Raw genomic sequence first — 25,517 nt, forward strand, 5'->3', positions numbered from 1 at the left:
TGCGACGTCCACCACCTCCTCGAATGGCTCCGCGACCACGGCGAGACCTCACTCGAGAACTCCGCGCTCCTGTGCGAACGCCACCACACCAAGGTCCACCACGGCTTCCGGATCGAACGAGATCCCGGCGGCCGATGGCACACCTACCGCCCCGACGGCACCGAGATCCTCATCGGACCACTCCTCCAGGTCTGACTGGACCACCCCGCGCGCGACCCGTGCTGCTGCGCGGGATTGCCGATCATGCGGCCGGGGCACCGTGCGGTGCATGACGCAACCAGCGCCGACGACCCGGCACGCCCTCGTCGAGGAGGCCCGAGCCGGCGCGGCCACCAAGCCCTCGGGGAAGTCCGACGGTGAGTCGACCGGTACCGTCATCGTCGCCGGGGCGGCGAACCTGGCGATCGCCATCGCCAAGCTCGTCGGCGGTCTGATCAGCCACTCCTCGGCGATGATGTCCGAGGCGGCGCACTCGCTGGCCGACACGGTCACCGAGGTGCTGCTCTTCATCGCGCTCAAGCGCGGCAACCGGGCCGCTGACGAGCGGCATCCCTTCGGGTACGGCCGCGAGACGTACTTCTGGGCGTTCCTGGCCGCGCTGTGCACCTTCGGTGTCGGTGCCGGGTTCTCCATCTGGCAGGGCGTGACGACGATCATCGAGCGTGAGCCGGAGGGCTCCCCGACGATCTCGTACGTCATCCTGGCCGTCTCCTTCGTCCTCGAGGGCAGCTCGCTGCTCAAGGCCGTGCGTCAGGTCCGCGGCGAGGCGAAGGAGCGGAACATCAGCTCCCGCCAGTACCTCCAGCACACCACCGACACCACGGTGAAGGCGGTCACCTTCGAGGACAGTGCCGCGCTGGTCGGTCTGGTGCTCGCCGCCCTGGGCCTGTTCCTCGAGCAGATCACCGGCGACCCGCTGTGGGACGGCATCGCCGCCATCCTGATCGGCGTCCTGCTGGTGCTGGTCGCCGGCTCCCTGGCGCGGGCCAACATCTCGCTGCTCATCGGCCAGTCGGTGCCCGGCGCCACCCAGCAGGAGCTCAAGGACGAGCTGTCCGGCCTGGCCCAGGTCGACGGTGTGCCGTTCCTGCTGACCACGGTGATCGGCCCGGGGCAGCTGCTGGTCGCCGCCAAGGTCGACTTCGCCGACACCGCCACCGTCGCCGACATCGAGCGGGCCGCCGACGAGGCCGAGCGCCGGCTGGTCGCCCGGCACCCCGGCGTCCGCTACGTCTTCCTCGACCCCACCCCGGGCAACGGGCGGGCGCAGGTGGCCGCACCCCCCGCGGAATGAGCTGACCGCCCAGCGGGTTCGGACGGTTCATGCAGGTAGAGGTCTGGTCCGACGTCGTCTGTCCGTGGTGCTACATCGGCAAGCGCAAGCTGGAGACGGCGCTCTCCCGCTTCCCGCACGCCGACCAGGTGGAGGTCGTCTGGCGGTCGTTCCAGCTCGACCCCAGCATCCCCGAGGGTCACACCGAGGCGACGCTCCCCGCGCTGGCGGCCAAGTACGGCCGCAGCGTCGAGGAGATGGCGCAGATGCAGCGCCGGGTCGAGGAGGTCGCCGCCGGTGAGGGCCTCGAGTACCACCTCGCCGAGGGCACCAGCGGCAACACCCTGCTCGCGCACCAGCTCCTCCACCTGGCCGCCGACCGCGACCTCGGCGGGGCGATGAAGGAGCGGCTCCTGCACGCCCACTTCACCGAGCAGCGTTCGGTGTTCGACATCGACTCGCTGGTGGCGCTGGCCGTCGAGGTCGGCGTGGACGCCGACGAGGCCCGCGCGGCGCTCACCGACAAGCGCTACCTGGCCGCCGTCCACGAGGACATCGCGACCGCCCGCGCGCTCGGCGCGACCGGCGTCCCGTTCTTCGTCGTCGACCGCGCCTACGGCGCCGCCGGTGCGCAGCCCGCCGAGCAGCTGCTGCAGCTGCTGGAGCGGGCCTGGGTCGACAGCCACCCGCTGGTCACCGTCCCCGCCGCGGAGGGCTGCGAGGACGGCAGCTGCGCCGTCTGAGGTCCGCTCAGCCCAGCAGCCGGGAGGCGCGCTCCAGCGCCTCCCGGGCGTCGGCGGTCAGCCGGCGGACGACGTCGGTCGCCGACTGCTCGGCCGTGACCAGCCCGACGGACTCCCCGGCGTAGACCGGCGCGTTGTCGAGGTCTCCCTCGCTCCGCGCCCGGCGGACCAGCTCGGCCGCCCGGGTGTCGCCCCGGAGCTCGTCCTCCCGGCCGTGCCAAGTCTCCGTGAAGTCGTTGACCAGGGCCCGCCCGGGCCACCGCCGCGGCCAGGCCAGCCCCTGGGCGATGTCGAAGGCGCTGGTGAGCACGGTCCGGTCGCCGCTCGCGGCCCGGACGCGCTCCCGCGCCGCCGGGGTGTTCGTCGCCTCCGTGCAGGACAGGAACGGCGTCCCGATCCAGGCCCCGGCGGCACCGGCGACCAGGACGGCGGCCAGCCCGGCGCCCGTCGCGATGCCCCCGGCCGCCAGCACCGGCCGATCCGTCGCGGTCAGCACCTCCTGCAGCAGCGGGAGGGTGGCCCGCTGCCCGGTGTGACCGCCGGCCTCGGTGCCCTGCACGACGATGACGTCCGCGCCCGCCGCCACCGCACGGTCCAGGTCCCCGCGCGAGTTGACCGCGGTGGCCACGGCGATCCCGGCGTCGTGCAGCGGGCCGACGAACGGTGCCGGGTCGCCGAAGGACACCGAGACCAGCGCCGGCTCGGCCGCGATCGCCGCCGCCAGCAGCTCGGGCCGCCGTTCCAGGGCCCAGGCCATGAGCCCGACGCCGAAGGACACGTCGGCCTCGGCCGGCACCCGGGCCTGGGCGGCGATCCAGTCGACGGCGGTCTCCGACCCGACCCCGATCATGCCCAGACCGCCGCCCACCGAGATGGCGCGGGCGAACTCCCCGCCGGCCACCCCGGCCATCGGGGCGCCGAAGACAGGCGTGTCGAGGTCGAACCACCGGGTGAGCGCCGTCTTGAGCACGGCCCCATCGTGGTCCTCGGAGCCCGGCGGCGCACTCGGCGGGTGGGACCTCAGCTCGTGGCCGGACCCCCGTGCTCGGTGCCGGACAGTTGGCGCAGCAGGTCGTGGCAGCGCTGCCCGCGCTGGGAGTCCTGCTCCATCACCTCACGGAAGAACGAGGCGACGTCGTCCAGGCCGGCGTTCTCGGCGTCCCGGACGTACTGGCCGTAGTCGTGACCGGCCTTGAGCGAGTGGTACTGGACGGAGATGAGGTCGAAGGTGACGTCGGCGAAGCCGGTCTCTCCGGTGGCCATGAGGGTCCCTCCTCGGGTGGCAAGAACGTGACCCACGCCTCATTCCCGCCGCCGGGACGGGTGAAACGGGCTGGTCCGGCTCAGGTCCGGTCGGCGGTCGGCGCCTCCCCGACGGCGCCGGCGAAGCCGCCGGTCACGTCGCCGCCACCGGCCTCGTCGGCCTCGGTCCGGGTGGTGGCGAGCTCGTCCTCGCCGGTGGCGACGGCGTCGTCCTCGGCGGAGGCGAGGTCCTCGCCCTGGCCGAGCGCACCGGGGTCGGCCTGCAGCGTCCGGGGGTCGCCCCGCGGGTCCGGGACGTCGGGATCGGTGACGGTCATGCGCCCGACCGTGCCCGGGGGACGCAGACCTGAACCGTCGTGCGTAACTGGACACTTACGTAAGTGACCTGTTACACATGCGCCGTGGAGGCGCTGGCGGCACTGGCCGACCCGACGCGGCGGCAGATCGTCGCGCTGCTGGCGGCCGGTGAACAGGGCGCCGGAGAGCTCGCCGGGCACTTCGCGGTGACCCGCCCGGCGATCAGCCGGCACCTGCGGGTCCTCCGCGAGGCGGGGTTGGTGCAGGTCCGGGCCGAGGGGCAGCGTCGCGTGTACGCGCTGGACCCGCGGCCGCTCTCCGAGCTGGACGAGTGGCTGGCCCCCTACCGGCGGCTGTGGGCGCAGCGCCTGGACGCCCTGGACACCGAGGTCGCCCGCGGACGGCGGGCACGGACTCAGGAGGACGGTCGATGACGACGCAGGACGAGCGGCTGGGCGAGGTCACCGAGGTCGCCGACGGGGTGCAGGTCCGGTTCCGCCGCAGCTGGACGGACCCGATCGGGGACGTGTGGTCCGCGCTGACCGACCCCGACCGGACGGCGCGCTGGTTCGGCACCTACGAGGGGGAGCGGCGGGTCGGCGGCACCGGCACCCTGACCATGACCCATGAGCAGGGGGCGGCCGGGGAGCCGATGCGGATCGTCGAATGCGACCCGCCCCACCGCCTCGTCGTCCGGTGGGAGTCCGAGCAGGCGTGGCTGATCGAGCTGGACCTCGCCGAGGAGCAGGGCCGCACGGTGCTGGTCTTCACCCAGGTCTTCCCTCCGGGCACCGACGCCGGCGACTACGTCCTGGGCTGGCACTGGTACCTCGACATGTTCGGTGCCGAGGTCTCCGGTGCGCCCGGGCCGGGCGACTGGGACGCCTTCCTCGCCGCCACCGGCCCGGCCTACCGGCACACCGCGGGCTGACCCGGCCTTCGGCCCCGGCCAGAGGCTCGCCCCGAGCTCGCGAGGGGTGAGGAGGCCCGGGCCCTTCGTCTAGCTGGCCGGCTGTTCCACGAGCACCGGGTCGGGACCGGTCCACGGGCCGAGGCGGTGCAGCAGCCGGTCGCGGGCGGCCAGCCGCGGCCCGGCCTGCACCGGGTAGGTGTCGTAGGAGCCGCCGGTCAGCGACCGAGCGGCGTGCACGGCGAAGTTCGGGTCGTCCTGCGCCTCGCGGGCGACGGCGACCAGGTCGGCCTGGCCGGTGGCCACGACGGCCTCGGCCTGCGCCGGGTCCACCAGCAGCCCGACGGCCATGGTCGGGATGCCGGTCCGCTCCTTGATCGCCGCGGCGAAGGGCACCTGGTAGCCGTAGCCGATCGGGTGCTGCCAGCCGGCGCCGATGCCACCGCCGGACACGTCGATCGCGTCCACGCCGAGCGCCTTCAGCTCGCGGGCGAAGACGATCGTGTCCTCCAGCGTCGTCCCGTCGCGCTGGGCGTCGACAGCGGAGACCCGGACCAGCAGCGGCAGGTCGGCCGGCCAGACGGCGCGGACGGCCTCGACCACCTCCAGCGGGAAGCGCATCCGGTCCTCCAGCGAGCCGCCGTAGGAGTCCTCGCGCAGGTTGGTCAGCGGGGAGAGGAACTGGTTGAGCAGGTAGCCGTGCGCCGCGTGCACCTCGGCGACCTGGAAACCGGCGGTGAGCGCCCGCTGCGCGGCGGCCACGAACGCCTCGCGCACGCCGGCCAGCTCCGCCGTCGTCAGCGGGTGGGTGGCCGGCCAGCCCTTGCCCATCGGGACGCCGCTGGGGGAGACCGCCGTCCACGGCTCGTCCCCGGGCCGGGCGTTCTCCGCGGTCACCGGGCCGTGCCCGTCCCACGGGCGCAGCGTGCTGGCCTTTCCGCCGGCGTGGGCCAGCTGGATCGCCGGGACGCTGCCGTGCTCGCGGAGGAAGGCCGCGACCCGGGCGAGACCGGGGACCTGGGCGTCGTCCCACAGGCCGACGTCCCCGGGGCTGATCCGGCCGTCCGCGGTCACGCCGGTCGCCTCGACCATGACCAGCCCGAAGCCGCCCAGGGCGAAACGCCCCAGGTGGACGAGGTGGTAGTCGCCGACGAGGCCGTCGGTGACGTTGTACTGGCACATCGGCGCGACGGCCAGCCGGTTGGGCAGCGTGACCCCGCGCAGGGTCAGCGGCTGCAGCACGGTGGGCTGGGCGGGGGTCGGCTCGGTCACGCCCGGCACAACCCGGCTGCCGGGGCCCGGCATCCCGCAGCGACGCAGGTCACAGTGTGGGTAGACGTCCTATACGAGTAGCCTTCCCCAATCCCCCCGGCCTCAACGGAGCGGCCGGGGCGGGCCCCCAGCCAGCGCCGACGCCTGCCCCGCGCCCAGCGCAGGCGTCCCCACATGCAGGAGACGCCGTGACTGCCGTGGCCACCCCCGGTCTCGAGAACGCCCCGACCACCCACGCCCGCCTCCTCGCCTGGGTGCAGGAGATGGCCGACCTGACCCAGCCCGACCAGGTCGTCTGGGTCGACGGGACCGACGAGGAGTGGGAGCGGCTCACCGGCACGCTGGTGGACGCCGGCACCTTCACCCGGCTGACCGCGAAGGCCAACTCCTTCCACTGCGCCTCCGACCCCAGCGACGTCGCCCGCGTCGAGGACCGCACCTTCATCTGCTCGGTCGACGAGGCCGACGCCGGACCCACCAACAACTGGATGGACCCGGCGGAGATGAAGGCGGTCATGACCGAGCTGTACCGGGGGTGCATGCGCGGCCGGACGATGTACGTCATCCCGTTCTGCATGGGCCCGGTCGAGGCCGAGGACCCGATGTTCGGCGTCGAGCTGACCGACTCCGAGTACGTCGTGGTCTCCATGCGCGTGATGGCGCGGATCGGCCGCGCGATCCTCGACGCGATGGGCACCGACCGCCCCTTCGTGCCCGCCATGCACTCCCTCGGCGCGCCGCTCGAGCCGGGCCAGACCGACGTCCCGTGGCCCTGCAGCGACACCAAGTACATCGTCCACTTCCCCGAGGAGCGGGCCATCTGGTCCTACGGCTCCGGGTACGGCGGCAACGCCCTGCTGGGCAAGAAGTGCTACTCGCTGCGGATCGCCTCGGTGATGGCCCGGGACGAGGGCTGGCTCGCCGAGCACATGCTGATCCTCAAGCTGACCAGCCCGCAGCGGAAGACCTACTACGTCGCCGCGGCCTTCCCGAGCGCCTGCGGCAAGACGAACCTCGCCATGCTCGAGCCGACCATCCCCGGCTGGCAGGTCGAGACCCTCGGCGACGACATCGCCTGGATGCGGTTCGGCGAGGACGGCCGGCTCTACGCGCTCAACCCCGAGTACGGCCTGTTCGGCGTCGCGCCGGGCACCGGCTGGGACACCAACCCCAACGCGATGCGCACCATCGAGGCGGGCAACTCCGTCTTCACCAACGTCGCGCTCACCGACGACGGCGACGTCTGGTGGGAGGGGATGACCGACGAGCCGCCGGCCCACCTGACCGACTGGAAGGGCCGGGACTGGACGCCGGAGGGCGACGAGCCCTCCAGCCACCCGAACAGCCGGTTCTGCACCCCGATCACCCAGTGCCCGATCCTGGCCCCGGAGTACACCGGCCCGTTGGGCGTGCCGATCTCGGCGATCCTCTTCGGTGGTCGCCGCAAGACCACGATCCCGCTGGTCAGCGAGGCGCGGGACTGGAACCACGGGGTCTTCATGGGCGCGACCCTCTCCTCGGAGACCACCGCGGCCGCCACCGGCGCCGTCGGCGTCGTCCGCCGCGACCCCTTCGCCATGCTGCCGTTCATCGGCTACAACGTCGGTGACTACGTCGGCCACTGGGTCGAGACCGGCAAGATGCACGACGCCAGCAAGCTGCCGCGGATCTTCTACGTGAACTGGTTCCGCCGCGACGCCGACGGCGGCTTCCTGTGGCCGGGCTTCGGTGAGAACAGCCGCGTGCTGAAGTGGGTCGTCGAGCGGCTGGAGGGCACCGCCGCGGCCGTGGAGACCCCGGTCGGGCACGTCCCGACGCCGGACTCGCTGGACGTCTCGGGCCTGGGCATGACCCGCGAGCAGGTCGAGCAGGCGCTGCGCGTGGACCGCGACGAGTGGCAGGCCGAGGTCCCGCAGATCACCGAGTGGTTCGAGAAGTTCGGCGACAAGCTGCCGAGCACCATGTGGGACGAGCTGGAGATCCTCACGAGCCGGCTCGGGTAGCAGCAGGAGGACCGCACCTCCCCCAGAACTCGAGGTCCCGCCTCCCCGACAGCGTCGTCGGGGGGCGGGACCTCGTGCCTGACGGGGGGCCGGGCCTCCAGGCCGCGGGTCACAGGGTCCTCGGTTAGCGTGACGACGCCGCCCCCTTCCGTGACGGGAGCCAGTCCGCTCGTGCCCAATCCGTACCTCCACGTGCTGCGGACCCCGCACGCCCTGCCCATGGTGCTGGCGGCCTTCATCGGCCGGTTGCCGCTGTCGATGGTGGGGCTGGGCAGCGTGCTGCTGGTGCAGAGCGAGACCGGCTCCTACGGGCTGGGCGGCGCGGTCGCCGCGGTCGGCGCGATCACCACCGCCGTCTCCGGGCCGGTCATCGGGCGGCTGGCCGACACCCACGCCCAGCGCCGGGTGCTCCTCGCCGTCGTCGCGGTGTTCGTCGTCTCGGGTGTCTTCTTCCTGACCTCGGTCCGCGACCACTGGCCGCTGTGGACGGTGTTCGCCGCCGCCGGCGCCGCCGGCGCCAGCCTCCCGCCGGTCGCCTCGATGATCCGGGTGCGCTGGACCCACCTGCTGCGCGGCACCCCGCGGCTGCCCACCGCCCTGGCGATGGAGTCGGTGGTCGACGAGTTCGTCTTCATCATCGGTCCGGTGCTGGTCACCTTCCTGTCCACCACCGGGCACACCACCTCCGGCGTGGTCACCGCGTTCGCCCTGGCCACGATCGGCAGCCTGCTGTTCGCCGCCCAGCGGCGCACCGAGCCGCCGCCGGCGCCGCACGAGCACCGGCGTGGCCCGTCGGCGATGCGGGTCGCCGGACTCCGGGTGCTGTTCGTGGTCGGCACCGCGATCGGCGCGATCCTCGGCACCCTGGAGATCGGGCTGGTCGCCTTCGCCGACGAGGTCGGCGCGCGGGCGCTGTCCGGCCTGCTGATCGCCGCGCTGGCCGCCGGGTCGATGGCGGCCGGGATCGGCTGGGGGACGGTGCACTGGCGGATCCGGCTGCGGCACCGGCTGGTCGGCGTGCTGGTCCTGCTCACCCTGCTGACCGTCCCGCTGGCCCTGGTCGGCAGCATCTGGCTGATGCTGCCGCTGGTGGTCCTCGCCGGGGTCACCGTGTCGCCGTCGCTGATCAGCGCCTTCACCCTGGCGGAGGTGCTGGTGCCGCGGGCGCAGGTCACCGAGGCGTTCACCTGGATCGGCACGGCCCTCGCCCTCGGCGTGGCCGTCGGGACGTCGGTCGCCGGCAAGATCGTGGACACGGTCGGGGCCAACGCGAGCTTCCTGGTCGCCACCGTGTCGGCCGGCGTCGCGGCGCTCGTGGTCGGCCTGGGCCAACGGTGCCTGCACGTGCCCACCGAGCACGCGCCCACCGCCGCGCTCGCGCACTGAGCGGAGGAGGGGACGTGGACCGGCAGTACGACGTCCCGGGCATGGTCGTCCGCGAGCACACCGTGCCGGTGCCGCTGCACTGGGGAGCCGAGGGCAGCCCGACGATCCCGGTGTTCGTCCGCGAGCTCGTGCACCCGGACAAGCGGGACGACGACCTGCCGCTGCTGTGCTTCCTGCAGGGTGGCCCGGGCGGGAAGTCGCCGCGCCCCGTCGGCGGCGGGGACTGGATCGCACGGGCACTGCAGGACTTCCGGGTGGTGCTGATGGACCAGCGGGGGACCGGCCGCAGCTCCCGGGTCACCGCCCGGCGGATCAGCGCCTTCCCCGACCCGCGGGCAGCCGCCGAGCACCTGCTGGCGTACCGGGCCGACTCGATCGTCGCCGACGCCGAGCACGTCCGCGCCACCGTCTACGGCGGTCGCCCGTGGACGACGCTCGGCCAGAGCTACGGCGGCTTCCTGACCCTCACCTACCTGTCGCAGGCGCCGCAGGGCCTCGAGCGCTGCCTGGTCACCGGCGGGCTGGCCAGCGTGCGCCCCGACGCCCGGGAGCTCTACCGGCGCACCTACCCGCGGGTGGCGGCCAAGACCCGCCGGTTCTACGACCGCTACCCCGACGACGTCGCCCGGGTCGCCGCGGTGGCCGACCTGGTCGAGGCCGGCGACGTCCGGCTGCCCGACGGCGACCGGCTCTCGGTGCGCCGGCTGCAGACCCTCGGCTCCGGGCTCGGCACGAAGACCGGGCCCGAGCAGCTGCACTGGCTGTTCGAGGAGGCGCTCGAGGACGGTGACGACCAGCTCTCGGACGCCTTCCTCGACGCCGTCGCCCAGCGCACGACCTACTGGGACAACCCGCTCTACGTGGTGCTGCACGAGAGCATCTACGCCAGCGGCGAGGGTGCGACCGGCTGGGCTGCCGAGGCCGAGCGCGGCCCGGAGTTCGACCCGGGCCGGCGTCCGCTGCCGTTCACCGGCGAGATGGTCTACCCCTGGATGTTCGACGAGGTCCGGGCGCTGCGGCCCTTCGGCCCGGCTGCGCACGCGCTGGCCGAGATCCCGTCGTACGGCGCGCTGTACGACCCCGCTGTCCTGGCCCGCAACGAGGTGCCGGTGGACGCCGCCGTCTACTTCGACGACATGTACGTCGACGCCGGGTTGTCCCTGGACACCGCCGAGGCGGTCGGGAACGTGCGCGTCTGGGTGACCAACGAGCACGAGCACGACGGCCTGCGGACCGGCGACGTGCTGGACCGGCTGCTGCGCCTGCGCACCCGGTGACCGCACCCCGCCCCGCGGCCGGCGGTGGCCGGGTGCTCGGCGTCGCGCCGGAGCGGCTGGACCGCTGGCTGGACGGCGTCGCAGAGCGGCACGGCCGGTTCACCGACGTCCGGGTGGGGGACGACGGCGCGGTGCAGGTCGACTGCGCGGACACGACCAGCCTCACCCTGACCGCGCCGTACGGGTGGACGCCCGGGCCGGTGCCGCTGACCGCGTTCACCGCGGCGGCGCGGATCCCGCACCGCACCGGCGTGCTGCTCGTCCGCCGCGGACGCTGGGCGGTCGGGGTGTTCGACGGCCCGCAGCTCGTCGTCTCCAAGGTCGACTCCCGGCAGGTGCAGGGCCGCACCGCCGCCGGCGGGTGGTCGCAGCAGCGGTTCGCCCGGCGCCGCGGCCACCAGACCGACGCCGTCGTCGCCCATGCCGTGGAGACCGCCGGGCGGGTGCTGGGGCCGCACGCCGGCACCGCCGAGGCGCTGGCCACCGGCGGTGACAAGGGGCTGGTCACCGAGGTGCTGGCCGACCCGCGGCTGCGGGCGCTGGCCGAGCTGCCCCGGCTGGCGCCGCTGGACGTGGGGGAACCCACCAAGGCGGTGCTGCTGGATACCCCGGCCCAGTTCCGCGCGGTGCGCGTGCACATCGTGGAGCCGGCCGACCGCGGCTGACCCCGCTCAGCTGGTGTGGTGCACCTCCTGCAACCGGTACACGGGGGTCGGGATGCCGACCTGCCGGGCCTTGAGCTGCAGCGCGAGGTACAGCGAGTAGTGCCGGGACTGGTGCAGGTTGCCGCCGTGGAACCACAGCGCCTCCTGCTGGGTGGGCTTCCACATGTTGCGCTGCTCGCCCTCCCACGGGCCGGGGTCCTTGGTGGTGCCCGAGCCGTGACCCCACACCTTGCCGACCCGGTCGGCGACCTCCTGGGAGATGAGGTCGGCGGCCCAGCCGTTCATCGAGCCGTAGCCGGTGGCGTAGACGACGAGGTCGGCGGGCAGCTCGGTGCCGTCGGCCAGCACCACCGAGTCCTCGGTGAGGTGGTCGACCTGCCCCTTCACCAGGGCGACGTCGCCGTTGGCCACCAGGTCGGCGGCCCCGACGTCGATGTAGTAGCCCGAGCCTCGGCGCAGGTACTTCATGAACAGGCCGGAGCCGTCCTCGCCCCAGTCGTGGTCGAAGCCGGAGGCCTCCAGGCGCTGGTAGAAGTCGGCGTCCCGCTCGCGCATCTGGTCGTACAGCGGGATCTGGAACTCGTGCATGATCCGGTACGGCAGCGAGGCGAAGACCAGGTCCGCCTTCTCGGTGGTCATCCCCGAGGCGACGGCCTGCTCGGAGTAGAGCGCGCCGAGGCCGATCTCCCTCAGCGAGTCCGACCGGACGATGTGGGTCGATGAGCGCTGCACCATCGTGACGTCGGCGCCGTTCTCCCAGAGCGCGCCGCAGATGTCGAAGGCGGAGTTGTTCGAGCCGATGACGACGCACCTCTTGCCGCGGTAGGCGTCCGGGCCGGGGTGGGCCGAGGAGTGGTGCTGGTCGCCGCGGAACACCTCCTGGCCGGGCAGCACGGGCACGTTCGGCTTGCCGGAGACGCCGGTGGCCAGCACGAGCTGTTTCGGCCGCAGCACCACCGGCTGGCCGTCGCGCTCCACGGTGACGGTCCACTCCCCGGTGGCCTCGTCGTAGGTGGCGGACAGCGCCCGGGTGTTCCCCCAGTAGTTCAGCTCCATCACCCGGGTGTAGGACTCGAGCCAGTCGCCGATCTTGTCCTTGGGGGCGAACACCGGCCAGTTCTCCGGGAACGGGATGTAGGGCAGGTGGTCGTACCAGACCGGGTCGTGCAGGCACAGCGACTTGTAGCGGCTGCGCCACTGGTCACCGGGCCGCGGGTGCTTGTCGATGACGATCGTCGGGACGTCGAGCTGGCGCAGCCGCGCGCCCAGCGCGATGCCGCCCTGGCCGCCGCCGATCACCAGCACGTACGGCTGGGTCGCGTAGCCGAGCTCCCGGGCCTCCTGCTCGCGCCGGTCGAGCCAGGTCTGCCGGTCCCGCTGCGCGCCGTGCTCGGCGCCCTTCGGCCGGCGGTCACGGGCCGGCTCCTCGTGCCCGGTCAGCTCGTACAGCGTGGTCAGCAGCGTCCAGGCCCGGCCGTCCTTGAGCCGCAGGTGGCCCCGGCCCCGCCCGACCGCGGTCTCGAACTCGATCCACGCCTCGTCGACGCCGTCGGCCGCGGCCGGCGGTTCCGCGGCCCGGAAGCCCTGCGGGTCGGTCGTGTCGAGCGTGGCCTGGAGCAGGTCGCGGACGCCGTCCTGCCCCTCGGCGGTGGTGATGTTCCAGCTGAACGCCACCAGGTCCCGCCAGAAGCAGGTCGGGGCGAACAGCTCGGCCGCGCGGTCCACGTCGCGCGCGGTGAGCGCGGACTGGAACGCCTCGAGCCAGGCGCTGACCCGGCCGGCCGGGTCATCCGCAGCGGTGGACTGGGTGTCGGTCGGGTCGAGCGTCTGGGTCACCGAGCATCTCCCGCGTCGTCGGAGGAGCGACTGCCGGGCAGCAGTGTGCCCCAGGTCACGCGGTCGGGGCCAACCGGCGGCCTCAGATCAGTTCGAGGATCGTGGCGTTGGCCTGGCCGCCGCCCTCGCACATCGTCTGCAGCCCGTAGCGGATCCCGTTGGCCCGCATGTGGTGCAGCATCGTGGTCATGATCCGGGCACCGGAGCCGCCGAGCGGGTGACCGAGCGCGATCGCGCCGCCCACCGGGTTGAGCGCCTTCTCGTCGGCGCCGATCTCCGCCAGCCAGGCCAGCGGCACCGGGGCGAAGGCCTCGTTGACCTCGAACACGCCGATCTCGTCCAGCCGCAGGCCGCTGCGCCGCAGCACCTTCTGCGTCGCCGGGATGGGTGCGGTCAGCATGATCACCGGGTCGTCGCCGGCCAGCGCGACGCTGTGCACGCGGGCCATCGGGGTGAGGCCGAGCTCGCGGGCGCGGTCCCCGGTCGTCATCAGCAGGGCGGCGGAGCCGTCGGAGATCTGGCTGGCGTTCCCGGCGCTGATCACGCCGTCGGGCTTGAACGGCGTCTTCAGCCCGGCCAGCGCCTCGACCGTGCCGCCCCGGCGGATGCCCTCGTCGTGCTCGACCAGCCCGTCCGGCGTCTGCACCGGGGCGATCTGGCCGGCGAACAGGCCCTCGTCCTGGGCCTGCGCGGCGCGCTCGTGCGAGCGGAGCGCGAACTCGTCGAGCTGGGTGCGCGACAGGCCCCAGCGCTCGGCGATCATCTCCGCGCCGACGCCCTGGTTGGGGTGCACGCCGTAGCGCTCGGCGAACCGCTCCCCGAGCGGGTCCTGGCCGGCGCTGGAGGAGCCCATCGGCACCCGGCTCATCGACTCGACCCCGCCGGCGACGACGACGTCGTAGTGCCCGGCGACCAGACCGGCGGCGGCGAAGTGCACCGCCTGCTGCGAGGAGCCGCACTGCCGGTCGATGGTCGTGCCGGGCACGCTCTCCGGCCAGCCGGCGGCCAGGACGGCGTTGCGGGCGATGTCGAAGGTCTGCTCACCGACCTGCGACACGCAGCCCCAGATGACGTCGTCGACCAGCCCGGGGTCCAGGCCGGCGCGGCCGACCAGGGACTCCAGCACGTGGGCGGACAGGTCGGTCGGGTGCACCCCGGCCAGGCCGCCGTTGCGCTTGCCGACGGGCGTGCGCACGGCCTCGACGATCACTGCGTCGCGCATCCCGCGACTCCTCTCGCTCGGCGCCGGCACCGTTGCCTGGAGCGCTCGGTCAGGTTACGGGGCGTCGTCCCACGGCGGCGACCAGCTCGGACCGGGCGGTGGCCAGCGAGGGCCCGTACCAGGTGAGCTGACGGCCGCTGATCAGGACCGAGGGGGTGCCGGGGAACGCCTCGGGTCCGTCGTCGGCGGTGAACAGGTAGGGCTCGTCGGGGAGCAGCACCAGCTCCGGGCCGGCGGCGAGCAGCTCCTCCAGCGCCACGTGCGGGTACCGGTCGGGGGAGCCGGCTAACACGTTGACCAGGCCGAGGCGGGCCAGCACGTCGCCGGTGGAGGTCCGCGCGCCGACCACCATCCACGGGTCCCGCCACACCGGGACGGCGACCCGGGTGCCCGGCAGCTCCGGTGGCCGGCCCCACTCGGCGGTCGCGGTGCGCAGCCACTCCGGCGTGCCGACCGCCAGCACGTCGGCGAAGAGCCGCCGCATCGAGGCCAGCGCCTGGTCGACCGACTCGATGACGGTCACCCACACCGGCACGCCGGCCGCGCGCAGCCGCTCGACGTCCAGCCGGCGGTTCTCCTCCTGGTTGGCCACGACGAGGTCCGGTCGCAGCGCCTCGATCGCGGCCCGGTCGGGGTTCTTGGTGCCGCGCACCCGGGAGACGGCAGGGTCGTCCGCGAGCCAGGCCGGGTGCGTGCACCAGTCGGTGGCGCCGACCAGCCGGTCGGGCACGGTCACCGCCAGTGCCTCGGTCAGCGACGGCACCAGCGACACGACGCGCCGCGGGGGTGTGGGCAGCGGCACCGCCGTCCCCAGGTCGTCGGGGACGGACCGGTCCGTCACTCCGCGCCGGGCCGTGCTGCGGACCACCAGCCCGGCCGCCTCCAGCCGGGTCGCGGCGTTGGTCACGCTGGCCGGGTGGACCTGCAGCAGGGCGCCGGCGCGGTCCACCGGCAGGGCGCCGCGCGGTGACGAAGCGGACCGGGTGGGGACGTGGAGCTGGGCCATGGAGGCTCCTGACGGCGACGGTGCCGGAGATACGTGGACCTCCACGTACCCTGCGCCGGGGCCCGGTCCAGCGCCCCGCGCCGTGCAGGCCGGCCGATGCGGGGGTAGTGCGGTGCGGTGACTGCCTCCCGAGCGGCCGACGGCCGCCTCGACGCCCGCCCCTCCGCCGCGCCCGCCGGCCCGCCGCCGGAGCCGGGCGTCACCGCGCTGGACCTCGGCCCGGGCGCGGAGGTGCTGCTGGCCGTGCCGCCGGGGGAGGTGGTGGCCCTGCTGGTCTTCTTCCACGGGGCCGGGGGCTCGGCCGCCGATGCGCTGCGCGCGGTCGCGGAGCCCGCCGCCGCCCGCGGGGTGGCGGTGCTCGCGCCCACGTCGGCCGCCGCCACCTGGGACCTGATCGCCGGTGGGCTGGGCCGGGACGTCGCCGTCCTGGACGCCGCGCTGGCCGACGTCCTGGCCCGGCTGCCGGTCGGTCGTGTCGCGCTGGCCGGGTTCTCCGACGGGGGCTCCTACGCGCTGTCCCTCGGGGTCGCCAACGGTGACCTCGCCGAGGCGGTGACCGCCTTCTCGCCCGGCTTCGTCGCCGCACCGGGCCGCTACGGCCGGCCGCGGTTCTGGATCAGCCACGGCACGGACGACCGGGTGCTCCCGGTCGAGCGGTGCGGCCGCCGGGTGGCCGCGAGCCTGACCGCCGACGGCTACGAGGTGGGCTACCACGAGTTCGCCGGCGGTCACGTGGTGACGCCCGACCTGGTCGACGACGCGCTGCGCTGGTGGCTCGACGGCTGACCTCGGATGGGGCCGCCCCGGCCGGCCGTGAACGGTCCAGCCGGGGCGGGCCCGGCGTCAGGTCAGGGGGGTCTCGGTGGTGCTCAGCTCGACCTGCTCCCGGCGCAGCTCCTGGGTCACGGTGGTCTCCTCGCTGGCCCAGGACGTGCGCAGCCGGACCCGCTCGACGGGCACCCGCTCCAGCGTGACCGCGGGCTGCTCGGTGTAGAGCGTGACCCACTCGCTGGTGCTCGTCGTCCGCTCGGTGCCCGGGACGCCGGCGGCGTCGGCACTGCCCGTCGTGTCCGACCGGTCGGTCGGGGACAGCGGCAGGTAGTCGATGCGGGCCTGCTGCCGGGTGATGGTGACCGGCACCATGACCTCCTCGGTGACCTCCTCGATCCGCAGCACCGCCCGGGTCCACGGCTCGACCACCGTGCTGACCTGGAGCTGCTCCTCCGAGAGGGTCATGACCGTGTCGGCCGCCGTCCCGGTCGGCACGGTCGGGATCGCGACCGTGTCGGTCGTGGCGTGCCGGCCGGTCGCGGGCGCCGAGCGGTAGTGCTCGCGCAGCGTCGTCTCCTCCTCCGGGCTCAGCCGGTCCGGCTGCGCGACCCGTGGAGCCGTGCGGACGGCCTCCCCGGCGACGGGCAGCCGCAGCCGGTCGTCGGAGTACTCGGCGTCGGAGATGGGCGCGATCACCGGGACGTCGCCGGACGTGGCGTCCAGCCCGTCGGTGAGGCCGACCCAGGTGGGCCGGCCCGTCACGTCGTCGAGGAAGACGGTCGTGATCGTGCCCAGGGGGTTGCCGTCCCGGTCGTCGGCGATCGCCCCGATCACTGGGGGCAGAGCGGAGTCACTGGCCATGCCTGAGGATGATCCGGAACCCCCCGGTCTACACATCGCCCGACGGTCCGGCATGTCGGTTGAACCGCTGCCCGGGCGCGCGTAGCGTCCTCCGACCGTGTCTCTCCCCGCCACCTCCGAGACCACCGCCGCCGATCCCGTCCTCACCGCCGAGCGCGACCACCTGGCGCTCGCCGCGTCCTGCCTCACCCAGATGCGCACGGCCGCCGTCGCGGTCACCGACGCCGGCGTCGACGCCTGGGCGTCCGAACGGCTCGGTGCCGCCCGGGCCGAACGCCTCGCCGCCCTGGCCCACGACCCCGGTGTGCCGGCCTTCTTCGGGCGGACCGACGCCGACGCGGAGAGCTTCCACATCGGCCGCCGGCACGTCCGGGACGCGGCCGGCGACCCGGTGGTCATCGACTGGCGGGCGCCGATGAGCCGGCCGTTCTACCAGGCCAGCCCCGCCGATCCGCAGGGCCTGGTGCGCCGCCGCCGGTTCGGCTTCGCGGGGGGCGAGCTGACCAGCTACGAGGACGAGTTCCTCGCCGCCGGGGAGGAGCGCGACAGCGACGTCCTGCGGCAGGAGATCGAGCGCCCGCGCAGCGGCCCGATGCGCGACATCGTCGCCACCATCCAGCCTGACCAGGACGACATCGTCCGGGCGCCGCTCACCGAGTCGATCTGCGTGCAGGGCGCCCCGGGCACCGGCAAGACGGCGGTCGGGCTGCACCGCGCCGCCTACCTGCTCTACACCCACGGCGGGCAGCTGGCCCGCACCGGCGTGCTGGTGGTCGGCCCCAACCGGGCCTTCCTGCGCTACATCGAGCAGGTGCTCCCGGCGCTCGGTGAGGTGGAGGTCGACCAGGCGACGGTCGCCGACCTCACCGCGCGGGTGACCGTGCGGGCCGAGGACGAGCCCGCCGTCGCCGTGCTCAAGGGCGACCCGCGGATGGCCGAGGTGCTTCGCCGGGCGCTGTGGGGCGGGATCAGCAAGCCGGTGGACTCGGTGCAGGTGACGCTCACCGGGCGTCGGTACCGGATCAGCGTCGAGCGGCTCAAGCGGTTCGTCGACGACCTGCGCCGGGCCGGCACCAGCGGCGTCGACGACCAGCAGGTCCTGCACTACGCCGCCGGGCGGGAGCGGCTGGCCATGAGCCTGGCCGAGTACGCCCGCCGGCTGAAGGAGGCAGGCGGCGGGAGCCCCACCGACGCGGAGACCCGCCGCACGGCCCGCAGCGCGGAGGTGCGCGCGTTCTGCGACGCGGTGTGGCCGGCCGTCGACGCGGCCGCCCTGGTGTGCGGGCTGCTCTCCGAGCCCGACCGGCTGGCCCGGGCCGCCCGCGGGGTGCTCACCGAGGATGAGCAGGCGCTGCTGCTCTGGTCGTCGCCGCCGCGCTCGGTGCGCGCCGCCCGCTGGACGCCCGCCGACGCCGTGCTCGTCGACGAGGTCGCCGGGATGCTCGAGCGCACGCCGGGCTACGGGCACGTCGTCGTCGACGAGGCGCAGGACCTCTCGCCCATGCAGTGCCGGGCGGTGGCCCGGCGGCTGGCGGCGGGGTCGCTGACCGTGCTCGGTGACCTCGCCCAGGCCACCAGCCCGTGGTCGGCGGCCGACTGGTCGCAGACGCTGTCGGGGCTGGGCCGCCCGGACACCACCGTGCGCCCGTTGACCCGCGGCTACCGGGTGCCCGGCGAGGTGCTCGACTTCGCCAACCGGCTGCTGCCCCGGATCGCCCCCGGGCTGCCCGCCGCGACGGCGGTGCGCCGGGAGCCGGGGTCGCTGCGGCTGCGGCCGGTGTCGCTGCTCGCGGGGCCGCTGGCCGAGGTGGTCGGCGAGCTGGCCGCGACCGAGGGGTCCACCGGGGTCGTCTGCGCCGACGCCGCGGTGGCCGACGTGGTCGGGCTGCTGCAGGCGGCCGGCCTGGACGTCGCGGCGCTGGCCGACGACGGCTCGGAGCCGACCCGCGTGTCGGTCGTGCCGGCCACCCTGGTCAAGGGGCTGGAGTTCGACTCCGTGGTGGTGGTGGAGCCGGCGGCCATCGTGGCCGCCGAACCGCGCGGCCTGCACCGGCTCTACGTCGTGCTGACCCGCGCGGTGAGCAGCCTGGTGGTGCTGCACGCCGGCGACCTGCCCGACCTGCTCCAGGCGTAGCAGGAAGGGCGGAGGGACGAGATGGGCACCGCACTGGCCTGGGTGAACGCGACGGTGGCCTTCGGGCTGGAGCTGGCGGCGCTCGCCGTGCTCGGGTGGGCTGGCTGGCAGCTCGGCGGCCCGGTCGCCGTCCGGGTGGTGCTGGCGGTGGCGCTGCCGGTGGCGGCCGCGGTGCTGTGGAGCTCGTTCGCGGCGCCGCGGGCGGCCCACCCGTCGGCGGCCGGCCGGCTCGCCGTCCAGGCGCTGGTGTTCGGGGCGGCGGCAGTGCTGCTGGCCTGGGGTGCCTCGCCTCGCTGGGGCGTGCTGTTCGCGGTCGTGGTGGTGGCGAACCTGGTCGCTGCCGCCGTGCTGCCGTCCGTCGGGTCGCCCACTGCCTGACCTGCGTCTCTAGGCTGCGCGCATGGCCGACTCCCTGCGCGACGCGCTGCGTGCCCCGGCGCCGCCGGTCCAGCTCTCCCGGCTGGACCCCCGCGCCATCCCGCTGGCCCCCGGGTCCAAGGAGCGGACCCGCGACGTGATGCTCGCCGAGGGGGAGAAGCTGGCCGAGCTGCAGGAGCGTCTGTACGCCGAGGGCGCCACCGGTGGCCGGCGGCGGGTGCTGCTCCTGCTGCAGGGGATGGACACCAGCGGCAAGGGCGGGGTGGTGTCGCACGTCGTGGGCGCCGTCCAGCCGCAGGGAGTCGAGGTCACCGCCTTCAAGAAGCCCACGCCCGAGGAGCTGCGGCACTCCTTCCTCTGGCGGGTGCGCCGCGCGGTGCCCGGGCCGGGGATCATCGGCGTGTTCGACCGCTCCCACTACGAGGACGTGCTGATCGGCCGGGTCCGCGAGCTGGCCGCCCCCGACGTCATCGAGCGCCGCTACACCGAGATCGTCCGCTTCGAGCAGCAGCTGGCCGACGACGACGTCACCCTGGTGAAGTGCTTCCTGCACATCTCGCCGTGGGAGCAGAAGGAACGGCTGCTCGCCCGGCTCGACGACTCGGCCAAGCGGTGGAAGTTCAAACCCGGCGACCTGGACGAGCGGGCGCTCTGGCCGGCCTACCAGCGCGCCTACGAGATCGCGCTGGAGCGGACGAGCACCGCCACCAACCCGTGGTACGTCGTCCCCAGCGACCGGAAGTGGTACCGGAACTGGGCCGTGGGCCGGCTGCTGCTGGAGACGCTGACCGAGCTGGACCCGCGGCTGCCCGAGCCCACCTACGACGTGGCCGAGCAGCGGGACCGGCTGATCGAGGAGCACCCGATCAGCTGACCGGGGCCGCTTCCCGGGCTGCCCGTCCCCGGCGCACGCGGGCGTCCAGCGCCTCGGTGAACAGCCAGCCGGCGATCAGCACGAAGTGCAGCAGGAACAGCCAGAAGGACACCGCGGCGACCCCGCCGACCACGGTGAGCCCGCCGAAGGGGGCACCCAGGTCGAGCGGCAGGGACAGGAAGACCACGAACCCCTGCAGGAAGCCCGACAGCGAGGCCGCGGTGAACAGCGCCCCGACGACGACGGCGCCCCACCGCAGCCGACCGGCCGCGACCACCCGGAAGACCCAGATCAGCGGCACCGTCAGCGCCGCCAGCACCGAGTAGTAGCCGAGCGCGAAGCCGCCCAGCGTCGGGCCCAGGCCGGGTCGGTCGGCGAGCTCGGCGAGCAGCCGGCCGACCAGCAGCAGCGGGTAGAGCAGCAGCGGCGCCAGCAGCAGCAGCGGCAGCGAGGTCAGCCGCCCGCGCCAGGCGGTGAACCGGTCGGTCGCCGGGCTGAACCGCAGCAGCGCCCGGCGGATGCCCTCGCCGTAGAGCGAGATCGGCAGCAGGGTCAGCACCGCCTGCAGCACGCTCAGGGAGGTGCCCGCCTCGGCCAGCCGGGCGAGCGCGTCCGGGGCGCCGAGCTGGTCGGGGAGCACCTCGCCGAGCCGGCCGGCGAGCTCCCGGACGGTCGCCGGGCTGGTGAGCCAGCTGGTCAGCGCCAGGGACAGCACCAGCGCCGGGACGACGGCGATCCCGGCGTAGAAGGTCAGGCCGGCGGCGATCAGGGCGGTGTCCCGGCCGGTCAGCCGGCCGCGGATCGTCACCAGCAGGCCGCGCGCCTCGTCCACCAGCTGCACCATGGCCATTCGACCAGGTGTGGCCCGGTCGCGCCCGTCGGACCGGTGTGGGGAACCGCTCAGGCGTTGCCGCCCACCAGCAGCATGTAACCGAAGATCACCAGGATGATCAGCACCACGACGCTGAGGACGATGAGCCGGAAGCGGTTCCGCGGCACCTGCCGCTGCGCGTGGTCGTCGTGGTCCCGATGCGGGGTGCTCATCTGTGCTCCTGGGGTCTGTGCTGCGGCCCGGACCGGCTCGCCTGGTCCTCCGGTGCCCAGTTCTGCCGCGCTCACCCCTCGGCGCCGAGCAGGTGCTGGGCCGCGGCGAAGCCGCCGAGCCCGCTGACCGCCCCGCCGCGCACCGTCCCGCCGGAGGAGGCGGCCACCACCCGGGGGTGCGGCGTCGCCACGCCCCAGGTGCCCGCCTGCGCCGGCTCGTCCGCGACCGGCCAGGACAGGTCGCCGTGGAAGATGTGCCCGCCCGGCATCGCCAGCGCGGCCTCCACGTCCAGCGGGGACGACGCCTGCAGGCAGGGCCGGCCGTCGGCGTCCAGCGCGAGGCAGTCCGCCAGCGGCTCGGTCAGGTGCGCGTCCAGCTGGGCCACCACCCGGCGCACCGCCTCCTCCCGGGTGCCCACCGGGTCCGCGGCGTAGAGCTCAGCCGGGGTGTGCAGGCCGAACAGGGTCAGCGTCGACAGCCCCGTGCCCCCGACGATCGAGGGGTCGGTCAGCGAGTGGCAGTACACCTCGAACGGGACGACGTCGGGCAACCGCCCACCCGCTGCCTGCGCGTACGCGGCGTCGATCTGCGAGGCCGCCTCGTCGACGTGCAGCGTGCCGCCGAACACGAGCCGCGGATCGGCGCCGGAGCGGAGCCCGGGCAGCCGCTGCAGCACCATGTTGACCTTCAGCTGCGAGCCCGACGGCCGGACCGGGGACGGTGCGCCGAGCAGGTCGTCGAGCACCGCCGGGGCGGCGCCGCTGACCGCGTACCCGGCGTCGGCGGCGTGCGCCGTCCCCGCGTCGTCGGTCCAGTGCACCGTGACGCCGTCCGGGCGGGTCTCCAGCGCGGTCACGGTGGCGCCGGTGACCAGCTCGGCCCCGGCCGCCCGGGCGGCGGTGGCCAGCGCGCCGCTGACCGCGCCCATGCCGCCCACCGGCACCCGCCAGCGGCCGGTCCCGTTGCCGATGAGGTGGTAGAGGAAGCAGCGGCCGGCCAGCCCGTCCGCGGCGTGCACGTCGGCGAAGGTGCCGATCAGGCCGTCGGTGAGCGCCACGCCGCGGACGTCGTCGTCGGCGAGGTGGTCGGCTACGACGTCGGCCAGCGGGCGCTCGCGCAGGTCGTGCCAGATGCCGGGGTCGCGCAGCCGGCCCTCGAGCTCCGCGGGCGAGGGCAGCGGCTGGGTCAGCGTGGGCGCCAGGTCCTCGGCCAGGGTGGACAGCCGGCCGTAGAACCGCTGCCAGCCGGCCAGCTCGTCGTCCGAGCCGGTCAGTGCGCGGAAGGACGCCGCGGTCTCCGGTCCCTCGTCCCGCTCGACCAGGAGGCCGCGGTGGGAACCCTGCCGGCGGACCGGCGTGTACGACGCCACCGACCGGTCCAGCAGGGTCAGCGGCAGCGCCAGGTCGGCGACGACCCGGTCCGGCAGCAGGCTGACCAGGTAGGAGTACGCCGACAGCCGGACGTCGACGCCGGCGAAGACCTGCTGGCTGATCGCGGCGCCGCCGAGCACCTCGCGCCGCTCGAGCACCAGCACCGACCAGCCGGCCCGGGCCAGGTAGGCGGCGGCGGTCAGCCCGTTGTGCCCACCGCCGACGACCACCGCGTCGTACCGGACGGCGGTCATGCCGGCACCCGGGCGAAGTCGCCGTCGCAGAGGTCGCGCATCTCGACCTGCTGGGCGGTGGTCAGCTGCTGGACGACCGGGTCGTCCCAGGTGGCGGGGGTGAGGTGCGGCACGTCCTGATCATGCAGGGGCGTCCACCTGCTGGAGCAACCCCCACACGAACCGGGCGCGGGTGCCGCCGGGCAGGTGCACCTCCCAGCGGGGCTGCACGCCGGGGTCGACACCGACCGCGCCGGGGAGCGCGGCCACGTCGGCGACCACGTGCTCCCAGACGAGCAGCCCGGACGACGCCGGGGGGACCGGTGAGCCCGGGGCGCGGACCAGCTGCTCGCCCAGCACGGCTCCGCCCGGGTCGGCCAGCACCTCCCACAGCAGGTGCGGCCACAGCGGCAGCGGCCAGCGGTGGACGACGAGCGGGAGGTCGCCGATGCGAACTTCGTCACTCATCGCCGGTGGACCGAGGGCAGCGCTCTGCAACGACAGGCCGTGCGGAGCTCGCGGAGCGTGCTGGAGGGCCTGCCAGCGGCGGTGCGCCGCCCGGGCCTCGGCGCGGTCGGCGCCCAGTCGGGTGAGCGCGTCGGCGACCAGGTCAGGTCGCGTGTCGGCCATCCGGCGCAGCAGGACGAGACAGAACTCCCGCCGCGCCAACCCCCGCACCCGGCGAGCCTGTCACGCCCGGTGAGCGTGTCGGAGCACACGCCAGGAGTTTCTGCACAAATCGGGAGGAGGCGTTTGTCATCAGTCCATGACGCACGTACGGTCGGCGGCGGTCCGAACGGGCAGCTCAGCCACCGCCACGGTGGCGACCGCCAGGACCGCCGCCGAACCACCGCGGCTCGCAGCGACACCCGCGAGCCCGTGGACCGGGGACCCACCGCAGCACTGGGGTGAAGCACCTCGCCGCCCGCACACGGGCTCGAGGTACCGGGTGTCTTCCCGCCCGAACCCGTCAGCTAACTCGGTAGGCGGCAGGTGGAAGAAAGGACACACCCGCCGAACATGGCGAGTACGCACCGCTCTGCCCGTCGTGACCGCACCGGCCGTCGGGTCCTCCTCACCCTCGTCGCCGCAGGCGGCGTCGTGCTCGCTCCGTTGCCGGCGCTCGCCGCCCCGGAGCAGCCCACCACCTCCCAGGAGGCCGCGGCCCTCGTCGCGGCCCGGGGACACGACCTCGAGGTCGTGACCGAGCAGTTCAACGACGCCCGTGAGGCGCTGACCACCAAGCAGGCGGAGGCCGAGCAGGCCCGCCAGCAGGTGCAGGTAGCCGAGGCCGCCGTCGGCACCGCCCGCGACCAGGTCCGCCAGGTGGCGCGCAGCGCCTACACCGGCGACCAGCTGAGCACCCTCCAGGCGATGCTGAGCAGCACGTCCGCCGACGAGATGCTCGACCGGGTCGGCACGCTCGGCACGATCGCCGACCACAACAACGAGGTGCTCGGCGCCGCGCAGGACGCGACCGAGCAGGCCGACGCCGCCGAGGCCGCCGCCACCAGGGCGACCGCCGACGCGCAGGAGCTGGTCGACCAGGTCGCCGCCCAGCAGGCCGACCTCAACACCCAGGTCGCCGAGTACAAGGCCGCGTACGACCGGCTCTCCGCCGAGGAGAAGGCGCGGGCCGAGGCGGAGGCTGCTGCCGCAGCGCGTGCCGCCGCCGCCGACGCCGCGGCCCGGGCCAGCCAGGCCGCCTCCCGGGCGGAGCGGACCCAGTCCAGCACCGCCAGCAGCAGCAGCTCGGCCGGGTCGTCCAGCCCCTCGACCGCGGCGGCGGCCGCACCTGCTGCCGCAGTCCCGGCTGCCGGTGGGGCCGCGGCGACCGCGGTCAGCACCGCGCTGGCCCAGCAGGGCAAGCCCTACGTCTGGGCGGCCGCCGGCCCGGGCTCGTTCGACTGCTCCGGGCTGGTCCAGTACGCCTACGCCGCCGCCGGGATCTCGCTGCCGCACTCCAGCGGCGCCCAGGCCGGGATGGGCACGGCCGTGACCCGAGCCCAGCTGCAGCCGGGCGACCTGATCGCCTTCTACTCCCCGGTCAGCCACATCGGCATCTACATCGGCAACGGGCAGATGGTGCACGCGCCGACGTCCGGTGACGTGGTCAAGGTCGCCAGCATCGACGTCATGGGCAGCATCACCGCCATGCGCCGCCTGGGCTGAACGACACACCCGCGGCTCCCCTCACCGCTCGCACGCTCGCGGCGAGCCTCTGAACCGGGCCCTCGCTGCCCCGGCTGCCTCACGGCGGCCGGGGCACCGCCGTGTCGAGGGTGAGCCAGGTCCCACGGGCACGATGGGCAGTCCCGTCCCGGCCGAGCAGAGGAGCACCGTGCCCGCAGCCCTGACCGACCCGCGCACCGTGGCGCGGGTGTTCCGCGCCGTCGCCGTCGCCGAGGCGGTGTCCTGGGTGCTGCTGCTCGCCGGGATGTTCGTCAAGTGGGTGCTGCGCACCTCCGAGCTCGGCGTCCAGCTGGCCGGTCCGGTGCACGGCGCGGTCTTCGTGGCCTACGTCCTGGTCAGCCTGCTGGCCTGGCGGGTGCTGGGCTGGTCGCCGCGCACCGCGCTGCTGGCGCTGGTCGCCTCCGTGCCGCCGCTGTGCACGGTCGTGTTCGAGCGCTGGGCCCGGCGCACCGGCCGGCTGTTCCTCGACGCGCCCGCGGCCGCGGTGGCTGGCTAGCCTCCGCGC

The 25,517-nt window shown here is 74.5% G+C and carries 26 protein-coding genes, 1 pseudogene and 1 riboswitch; of the genes and pseudogenes, 15 read left to right on the plus strand and 12 right to left on the minus strand.

All coding sequences use genetic code 11. The features are described from left to right. From FHL80_RS13935 to FHL80_RS13945, 3 genes and pseudogenes are all read left to right on the plus strand, one after another. A pseudogene (locus FHL80_RS13935) lies at positions 1–195 on the plus strand (endonuclease); the annotation flags it as partial. A 73-nt stretch (positions 196–268) separates the two neighbouring features. Further along, the gene (locus FHL80_RS13940) at positions 269–1,294 is read left to right on the plus strand and encodes a cation diffusion facilitator family transporter (RefSeq protein ID WP_138734002.1); all 1,026 of its coding nucleotides are present in this window, start codon (positions 269–271) and stop codon (positions 1,292–1,294) included. A gap of 29 nt (positions 1,295–1,323) precedes the next feature. After that, on the plus strand, positions 1,324–2,016 hold the full coding sequence (locus FHL80_RS13945) for a DsbA family oxidoreductase (protein ID WP_138734003.1): 693 nt from the start codon (positions 1,324–1,326) through the stop codon (positions 2,014–2,016). 7 nt (positions 2,017–2,023) lie between these two features. Here the strand turns inward: FHL80_RS13945 and FHL80_RS13950 are convergent, their stop codons facing one another. The 3 genes from FHL80_RS13950 to FHL80_RS13960 all read right to left on the minus strand — a co-directional run bounded on the left by FHL80_RS13950 (position 2,024) and on the right by FHL80_RS13960 (position 3,596). Then, positions 2,024–2,986 (minus strand): NAD(P)H-dependent flavin oxidoreductase, encoded by a 963-nt coding sequence (locus FHL80_RS13950; protein WP_138734004.1) that lies wholly within the window; start codon positions 2,984–2,986, stop codon positions 2,024–2,026. A 50-nt stretch (positions 2,987–3,036) separates the two neighbouring features. Further along, a complete protein-coding gene (locus FHL80_RS13955) occupies positions 3,037–3,279 on the minus strand; it encodes an acyl carrier protein (protein ID WP_138734005.1) in 243 nt (80 codons plus the stop codon). A gap of 80 nt (positions 3,280–3,359) precedes the next feature. Next, positions 3,360–3,596 carry a hypothetical protein gene (locus FHL80_RS13960; RefSeq protein ID WP_138734006.1) on the minus strand — a complete coding sequence of 79 codons (237 nt, stop codon included), beginning with the start codon at positions 3,594–3,596 and terminating at the stop codon, positions 3,360–3,362. A 63-nt stretch (positions 3,597–3,659) separates the two neighbouring features. Here FHL80_RS13960 and FHL80_RS13965 point away from each other — a divergent pair, with 63 nt between their 5' ends. Together FHL80_RS13965 and FHL80_RS13970 are read left to right on the plus strand one after the other, a co-directional pair. Next, on the plus strand, positions 3,660–4,010 hold the full coding sequence (locus tag FHL80_RS13965) for an ArsR/SmtB family transcription factor (RefSeq protein WP_342777333.1): 351 nt from the start codon (positions 3,660–3,662) through the stop codon (positions 4,008–4,010). Continuing rightward, positions 4,007–4,507 (plus strand): SRPBCC family protein, encoded by a 501-nt coding sequence (locus FHL80_RS13970; protein ID WP_138734007.1) that lies wholly within the window; start codon positions 4,007–4,009, stop codon positions 4,505–4,507. The genes FHL80_RS13965 and FHL80_RS13970 overlap by 4 nt, the downstream gene beginning before the upstream one ends. A 69-nt stretch (positions 4,508–4,576) precedes the next feature. On the opposite strand, the gene FHL80_RS13975 is transcribed toward FHL80_RS13970, so the two are convergent. Next, positions 4,577–5,758: an NADH:flavin oxidoreductase/NADH oxidase gene (locus FHL80_RS13975; protein WP_138734008.1), complete on the minus strand. Its 1,182-nt coding sequence runs from the start codon at positions 5,756–5,758 to the stop codon at positions 4,577–4,579. A gap of 188 nt (positions 5,759–5,946) precedes the next feature. On the opposite strand from FHL80_RS13975, the gene FHL80_RS13980 reads away from it, so the two are divergent. From FHL80_RS13980 to FHL80_RS13995, 4 genes are all read left to right on the plus strand, one after another. Beyond that, the gene (locus FHL80_RS13980) at positions 5,947–7,761 is read left to right on the plus strand and encodes a phosphoenolpyruvate carboxykinase (GTP) (RefSeq protein ID WP_138734009.1); all 1,815 of its coding nucleotides are present in this window, start codon (positions 5,947–5,949) and stop codon (positions 7,759–7,761) included. A 171-nt stretch (positions 7,762–7,932) separates the two neighbouring features. Then, positions 7,933–9,147, plus strand: a complete 1,215-nt coding sequence (locus tag FHL80_RS13985) for an MFS transporter (protein WP_138734010.1) — start codon at positions 7,933–7,935, stop codon at positions 9,145–9,147. 14 nt (positions 9,148–9,161) lie between these two features. Next, on the plus strand, positions 9,162–10,424 hold the full coding sequence (locus FHL80_RS13990; protein ID WP_246078672.1) for an alpha/beta fold hydrolase: 1,263 nt from the start codon (positions 9,162–9,164) through the stop codon (positions 10,422–10,424). Then, positions 10,421–11,089: an acVLRF1 family peptidyl-tRNA hydrolase gene (locus FHL80_RS13995; protein WP_138734011.1), complete on the plus strand. Its 669-nt coding sequence runs from the start codon at positions 10,421–10,423 to the stop codon at positions 11,087–11,089. The genes FHL80_RS13990 and FHL80_RS13995 overlap by 4 nt, the downstream gene beginning before the upstream one ends. A gap of 6 nt (positions 11,090–11,095) precedes the next feature. On the opposite strand, the gene FHL80_RS14000 is transcribed toward FHL80_RS13995, so the two are convergent. The 3 genes from FHL80_RS14000 to FHL80_RS14010 all read right to left on the minus strand — a co-directional run bounded on the left by FHL80_RS14000 (position 11,096) and on the right by FHL80_RS14010 (position 15,153). Next, positions 11,096–12,925 carry an NAD(P)/FAD-dependent oxidoreductase gene (locus FHL80_RS14000; RefSeq protein WP_138734012.1) on the minus strand — a complete coding sequence of 610 codons (1,830 nt, stop codon included), beginning with the start codon at positions 12,923–12,925 and terminating at the stop codon, positions 11,096–11,098. Between the two features lie 82 nt (positions 12,926–13,007). Then, positions 13,008–14,147: a thiolase family protein gene (locus tag FHL80_RS14005; protein WP_138734013.1), complete on the minus strand. Its 1,140-nt coding sequence runs from the start codon at positions 14,145–14,147 to the stop codon at positions 13,008–13,010. Between the two features lie 49 nt (positions 14,148–14,196). Further along, positions 14,197–15,153, minus strand: a complete 957-nt coding sequence (locus FHL80_RS14010) for a helical backbone metal receptor (RefSeq protein ID WP_246078673.1) — start codon at positions 15,151–15,153, stop codon at positions 14,197–14,199. 117 nt (positions 15,154–15,270) lie between these two features. On the opposite strand from FHL80_RS14010, the gene FHL80_RS14015 reads away from it, so the two are divergent. Continuing rightward, a complete protein-coding gene (locus FHL80_RS14015) occupies positions 15,271–15,939 on the plus strand; it encodes an alpha/beta hydrolase (RefSeq protein WP_138734014.1) in 669 nt (222 codons plus the stop codon). Between the two features lie 57 nt (positions 15,940–15,996). Here the strand turns inward: FHL80_RS14015 and FHL80_RS14020 are convergent, their stop codons facing one another. After that, positions 15,997–16,785 carry a YsnF/AvaK domain-containing protein gene (locus FHL80_RS14020; RefSeq protein WP_216870716.1) on the minus strand — a complete coding sequence of 263 codons (789 nt, stop codon included), beginning with the start codon at positions 16,783–16,785 and terminating at the stop codon, positions 15,997–15,999. Positions 16,786–16,882: 97 nt separating this feature from the next. On the opposite strand from FHL80_RS14020, the gene FHL80_RS14025 reads away from it, so the two are divergent. From FHL80_RS14025 to FHL80_RS14035, 3 genes are read left to right on the plus strand one after another with little or no spacing between them, the layout of a single operon-like run. Beyond that, positions 16,883–18,919 carry a HelD family protein gene (locus FHL80_RS14025; protein WP_138734016.1) on the plus strand — a complete coding sequence of 679 codons (2,037 nt, stop codon included), beginning with the start codon at positions 16,883–16,885 and terminating at the stop codon, positions 18,917–18,919. A 21-nt stretch (positions 18,920–18,940) separates the two neighbouring features. After that, positions 18,941–19,297, plus strand: a complete 357-nt coding sequence (locus FHL80_RS14030) for a YrdB family protein (protein WP_138734017.1) — start codon at positions 18,941–18,943, stop codon at positions 19,295–19,297. 22 nt (positions 19,298–19,319) lie between these two features. Further along, positions 19,320–20,171 (plus strand): PPK2 family polyphosphate kinase, encoded by an 852-nt coding sequence (locus FHL80_RS14035; RefSeq protein WP_138734018.1) that lies wholly within the window; start codon positions 19,320–19,322, stop codon positions 20,169–20,171. Here FHL80_RS14035 and FHL80_RS14040 read toward each other — a convergent pair. The 4 genes from FHL80_RS14040 to FHL80_RS14055 form a co-directional block, all read right to left on the minus strand. After that, positions 20,164–21,021, minus strand: coding sequence for a YhjD/YihY/BrkB family envelope integrity protein (locus FHL80_RS14040; RefSeq protein WP_138734019.1), 858 nt, complete (start codon positions 21,019–21,021; stop codon positions 20,164–20,166). The two genes, FHL80_RS14035 and FHL80_RS14040, sit on opposite strands and share 8 nt — an antisense overlap. A gap of 50 nt (positions 21,022–21,071) precedes the next feature. After that, positions 21,072–21,215 (minus strand): hypothetical protein, encoded by a 144-nt coding sequence (locus FHL80_RS25545; RefSeq protein WP_216870717.1) that lies wholly within the window; start codon positions 21,213–21,215, stop codon positions 21,072–21,074. 71 nt (positions 21,216–21,286) lie between these two features. After that, entirely contained in the window at positions 21,287–22,840 is a 1,554-nt protein-coding gene (locus tag FHL80_RS14045) for a phytoene desaturase family protein (protein ID WP_138734020.1), read from the minus strand. 120 nt (positions 22,841–22,960) lie between these two features. Continuing rightward, on the minus strand, positions 22,961–23,497 hold the full coding sequence (locus tag FHL80_RS14055; RefSeq protein ID WP_138734021.1) for a hypothetical protein: 537 nt from the start codon (positions 23,495–23,497) through the stop codon (positions 22,961–22,963). A 182-nt stretch (positions 23,498–23,679) separates the two neighbouring features. After that, a riboswitch (cyclic di-AMP (ydaO/yuaA leader) is annotated at positions 23,680–23,823 on the plus strand. Positions 23,824–23,920: 97 nt separating this feature from the next. On the opposite strand from FHL80_RS14055, the gene FHL80_RS14060 reads away from it, so the two are divergent. Both FHL80_RS14060 and FHL80_RS14065 read left to right on the plus strand, forming a co-directional pair. Beyond that, positions 23,921–24,991 carry a C40 family peptidase gene (locus FHL80_RS14060; protein ID WP_246078674.1) on the plus strand — a complete coding sequence of 357 codons (1,071 nt, stop codon included), beginning with the start codon at positions 23,921–23,923 and terminating at the stop codon, positions 24,989–24,991. A gap of 169 nt (positions 24,992–25,160) precedes the next feature. Then, positions 25,161–25,508, plus strand: a complete 348-nt coding sequence (locus FHL80_RS14065; RefSeq protein ID WP_138734023.1) for a DUF3817 domain-containing protein — start codon at positions 25,161–25,163, stop codon at positions 25,506–25,508. The last annotated feature ends 9 nt before the right edge of the window (positions 25,509–25,517 follow it).

Origin of the sequence: Modestobacter excelsi (assembly GCF_005930495.1) — a bacterium.
GTDB lineage: Bacteria > Actinomycetota > Actinomycetes > Mycobacteriales > Geodermatophilaceae > Modestobacter > Modestobacter excelsi.

Bases quoted from the DNA above. Each gene is read 5' to 3' on its own strand.
- FHL80_RS14005 (WP_138734013.1), bottom strand. From the start codon at position 14,147: ATGCGCGACGCAGTGATCGTCGAGGCCGTGCGCACGCCCGTCGGCAAG.
- FHL80_RS14035 (WP_138734018.1), top strand. From the start codon at position 19,320: ATGGCCGACTCCCTGCGCGACGCGCTGCGTGCCCCGGCGCCGCCGGTC.
- FHL80_RS14010 (WP_246078673.1), bottom strand. From the start codon at position 15,153: ATGGCCCAGCTCCACGTCCCCACCCGGTCCGCTTCGTCACCGCGCGGC.
- FHL80_RS14030 (WP_138734017.1), top strand. From the start codon at position 18,941: ATGGGCACCGCACTGGCCTGGGTGAACGCGACGGTGGCCTTCGGGCTG.
- FHL80_RS13970 (WP_138734007.1), top strand. From the start codon at position 4,007: ATGACGACGCAGGACGAGCGGCTGGGCGAGGTCACCGAGGTCGCCGAC.
- FHL80_RS13945 (WP_138734003.1), top strand. From the start codon at position 1,324: ATGCAGGTAGAGGTCTGGTCCGACGTCGTCTGTCCGTGGTGCTACATC.
- FHL80_RS14020 (WP_216870716.1), bottom strand. From the start codon at position 16,785: ATGGCCAGTGACTCCGCTCTGCCCCCAGTGATCGGGGCGATCGCCGAC.
- FHL80_RS13960 (WP_138734006.1), bottom strand. From the start codon at position 3,596: ATGACCGTCACCGATCCCGACGTCCCGGACCCGCGGGGCGACCCCCGG.
- FHL80_RS13955 (WP_138734005.1), bottom strand. From the start codon at position 3,279: ATGGCCACCGGAGAGACCGGCTTCGCCGACGTCACCTTCGACCTCATC.
- FHL80_RS14045 (WP_138734020.1), bottom strand. From the start codon at position 22,840: ATGACCGCCGTCCGGTACGACGCGGTGGTCGTCGGCGGTGGGCACAAC.
- FHL80_RS25545 (WP_216870717.1), bottom strand. From the start codon at position 21,215: ATGAGCACCCCGCATCGGGACCACGACGACCACGCGCAGCGGCAGGTG.
- FHL80_RS14040 (WP_138734019.1), bottom strand. From the start codon at position 21,021: ATGGCCATGGTGCAGCTGGTGGACGAGGCGCGCGGCCTGCTGGTGACG.
- FHL80_RS13940 (WP_138734002.1), top strand. From the start codon at position 269: ATGACGCAACCAGCGCCGACGACCCGGCACGCCCTCGTCGAGGAGGCC.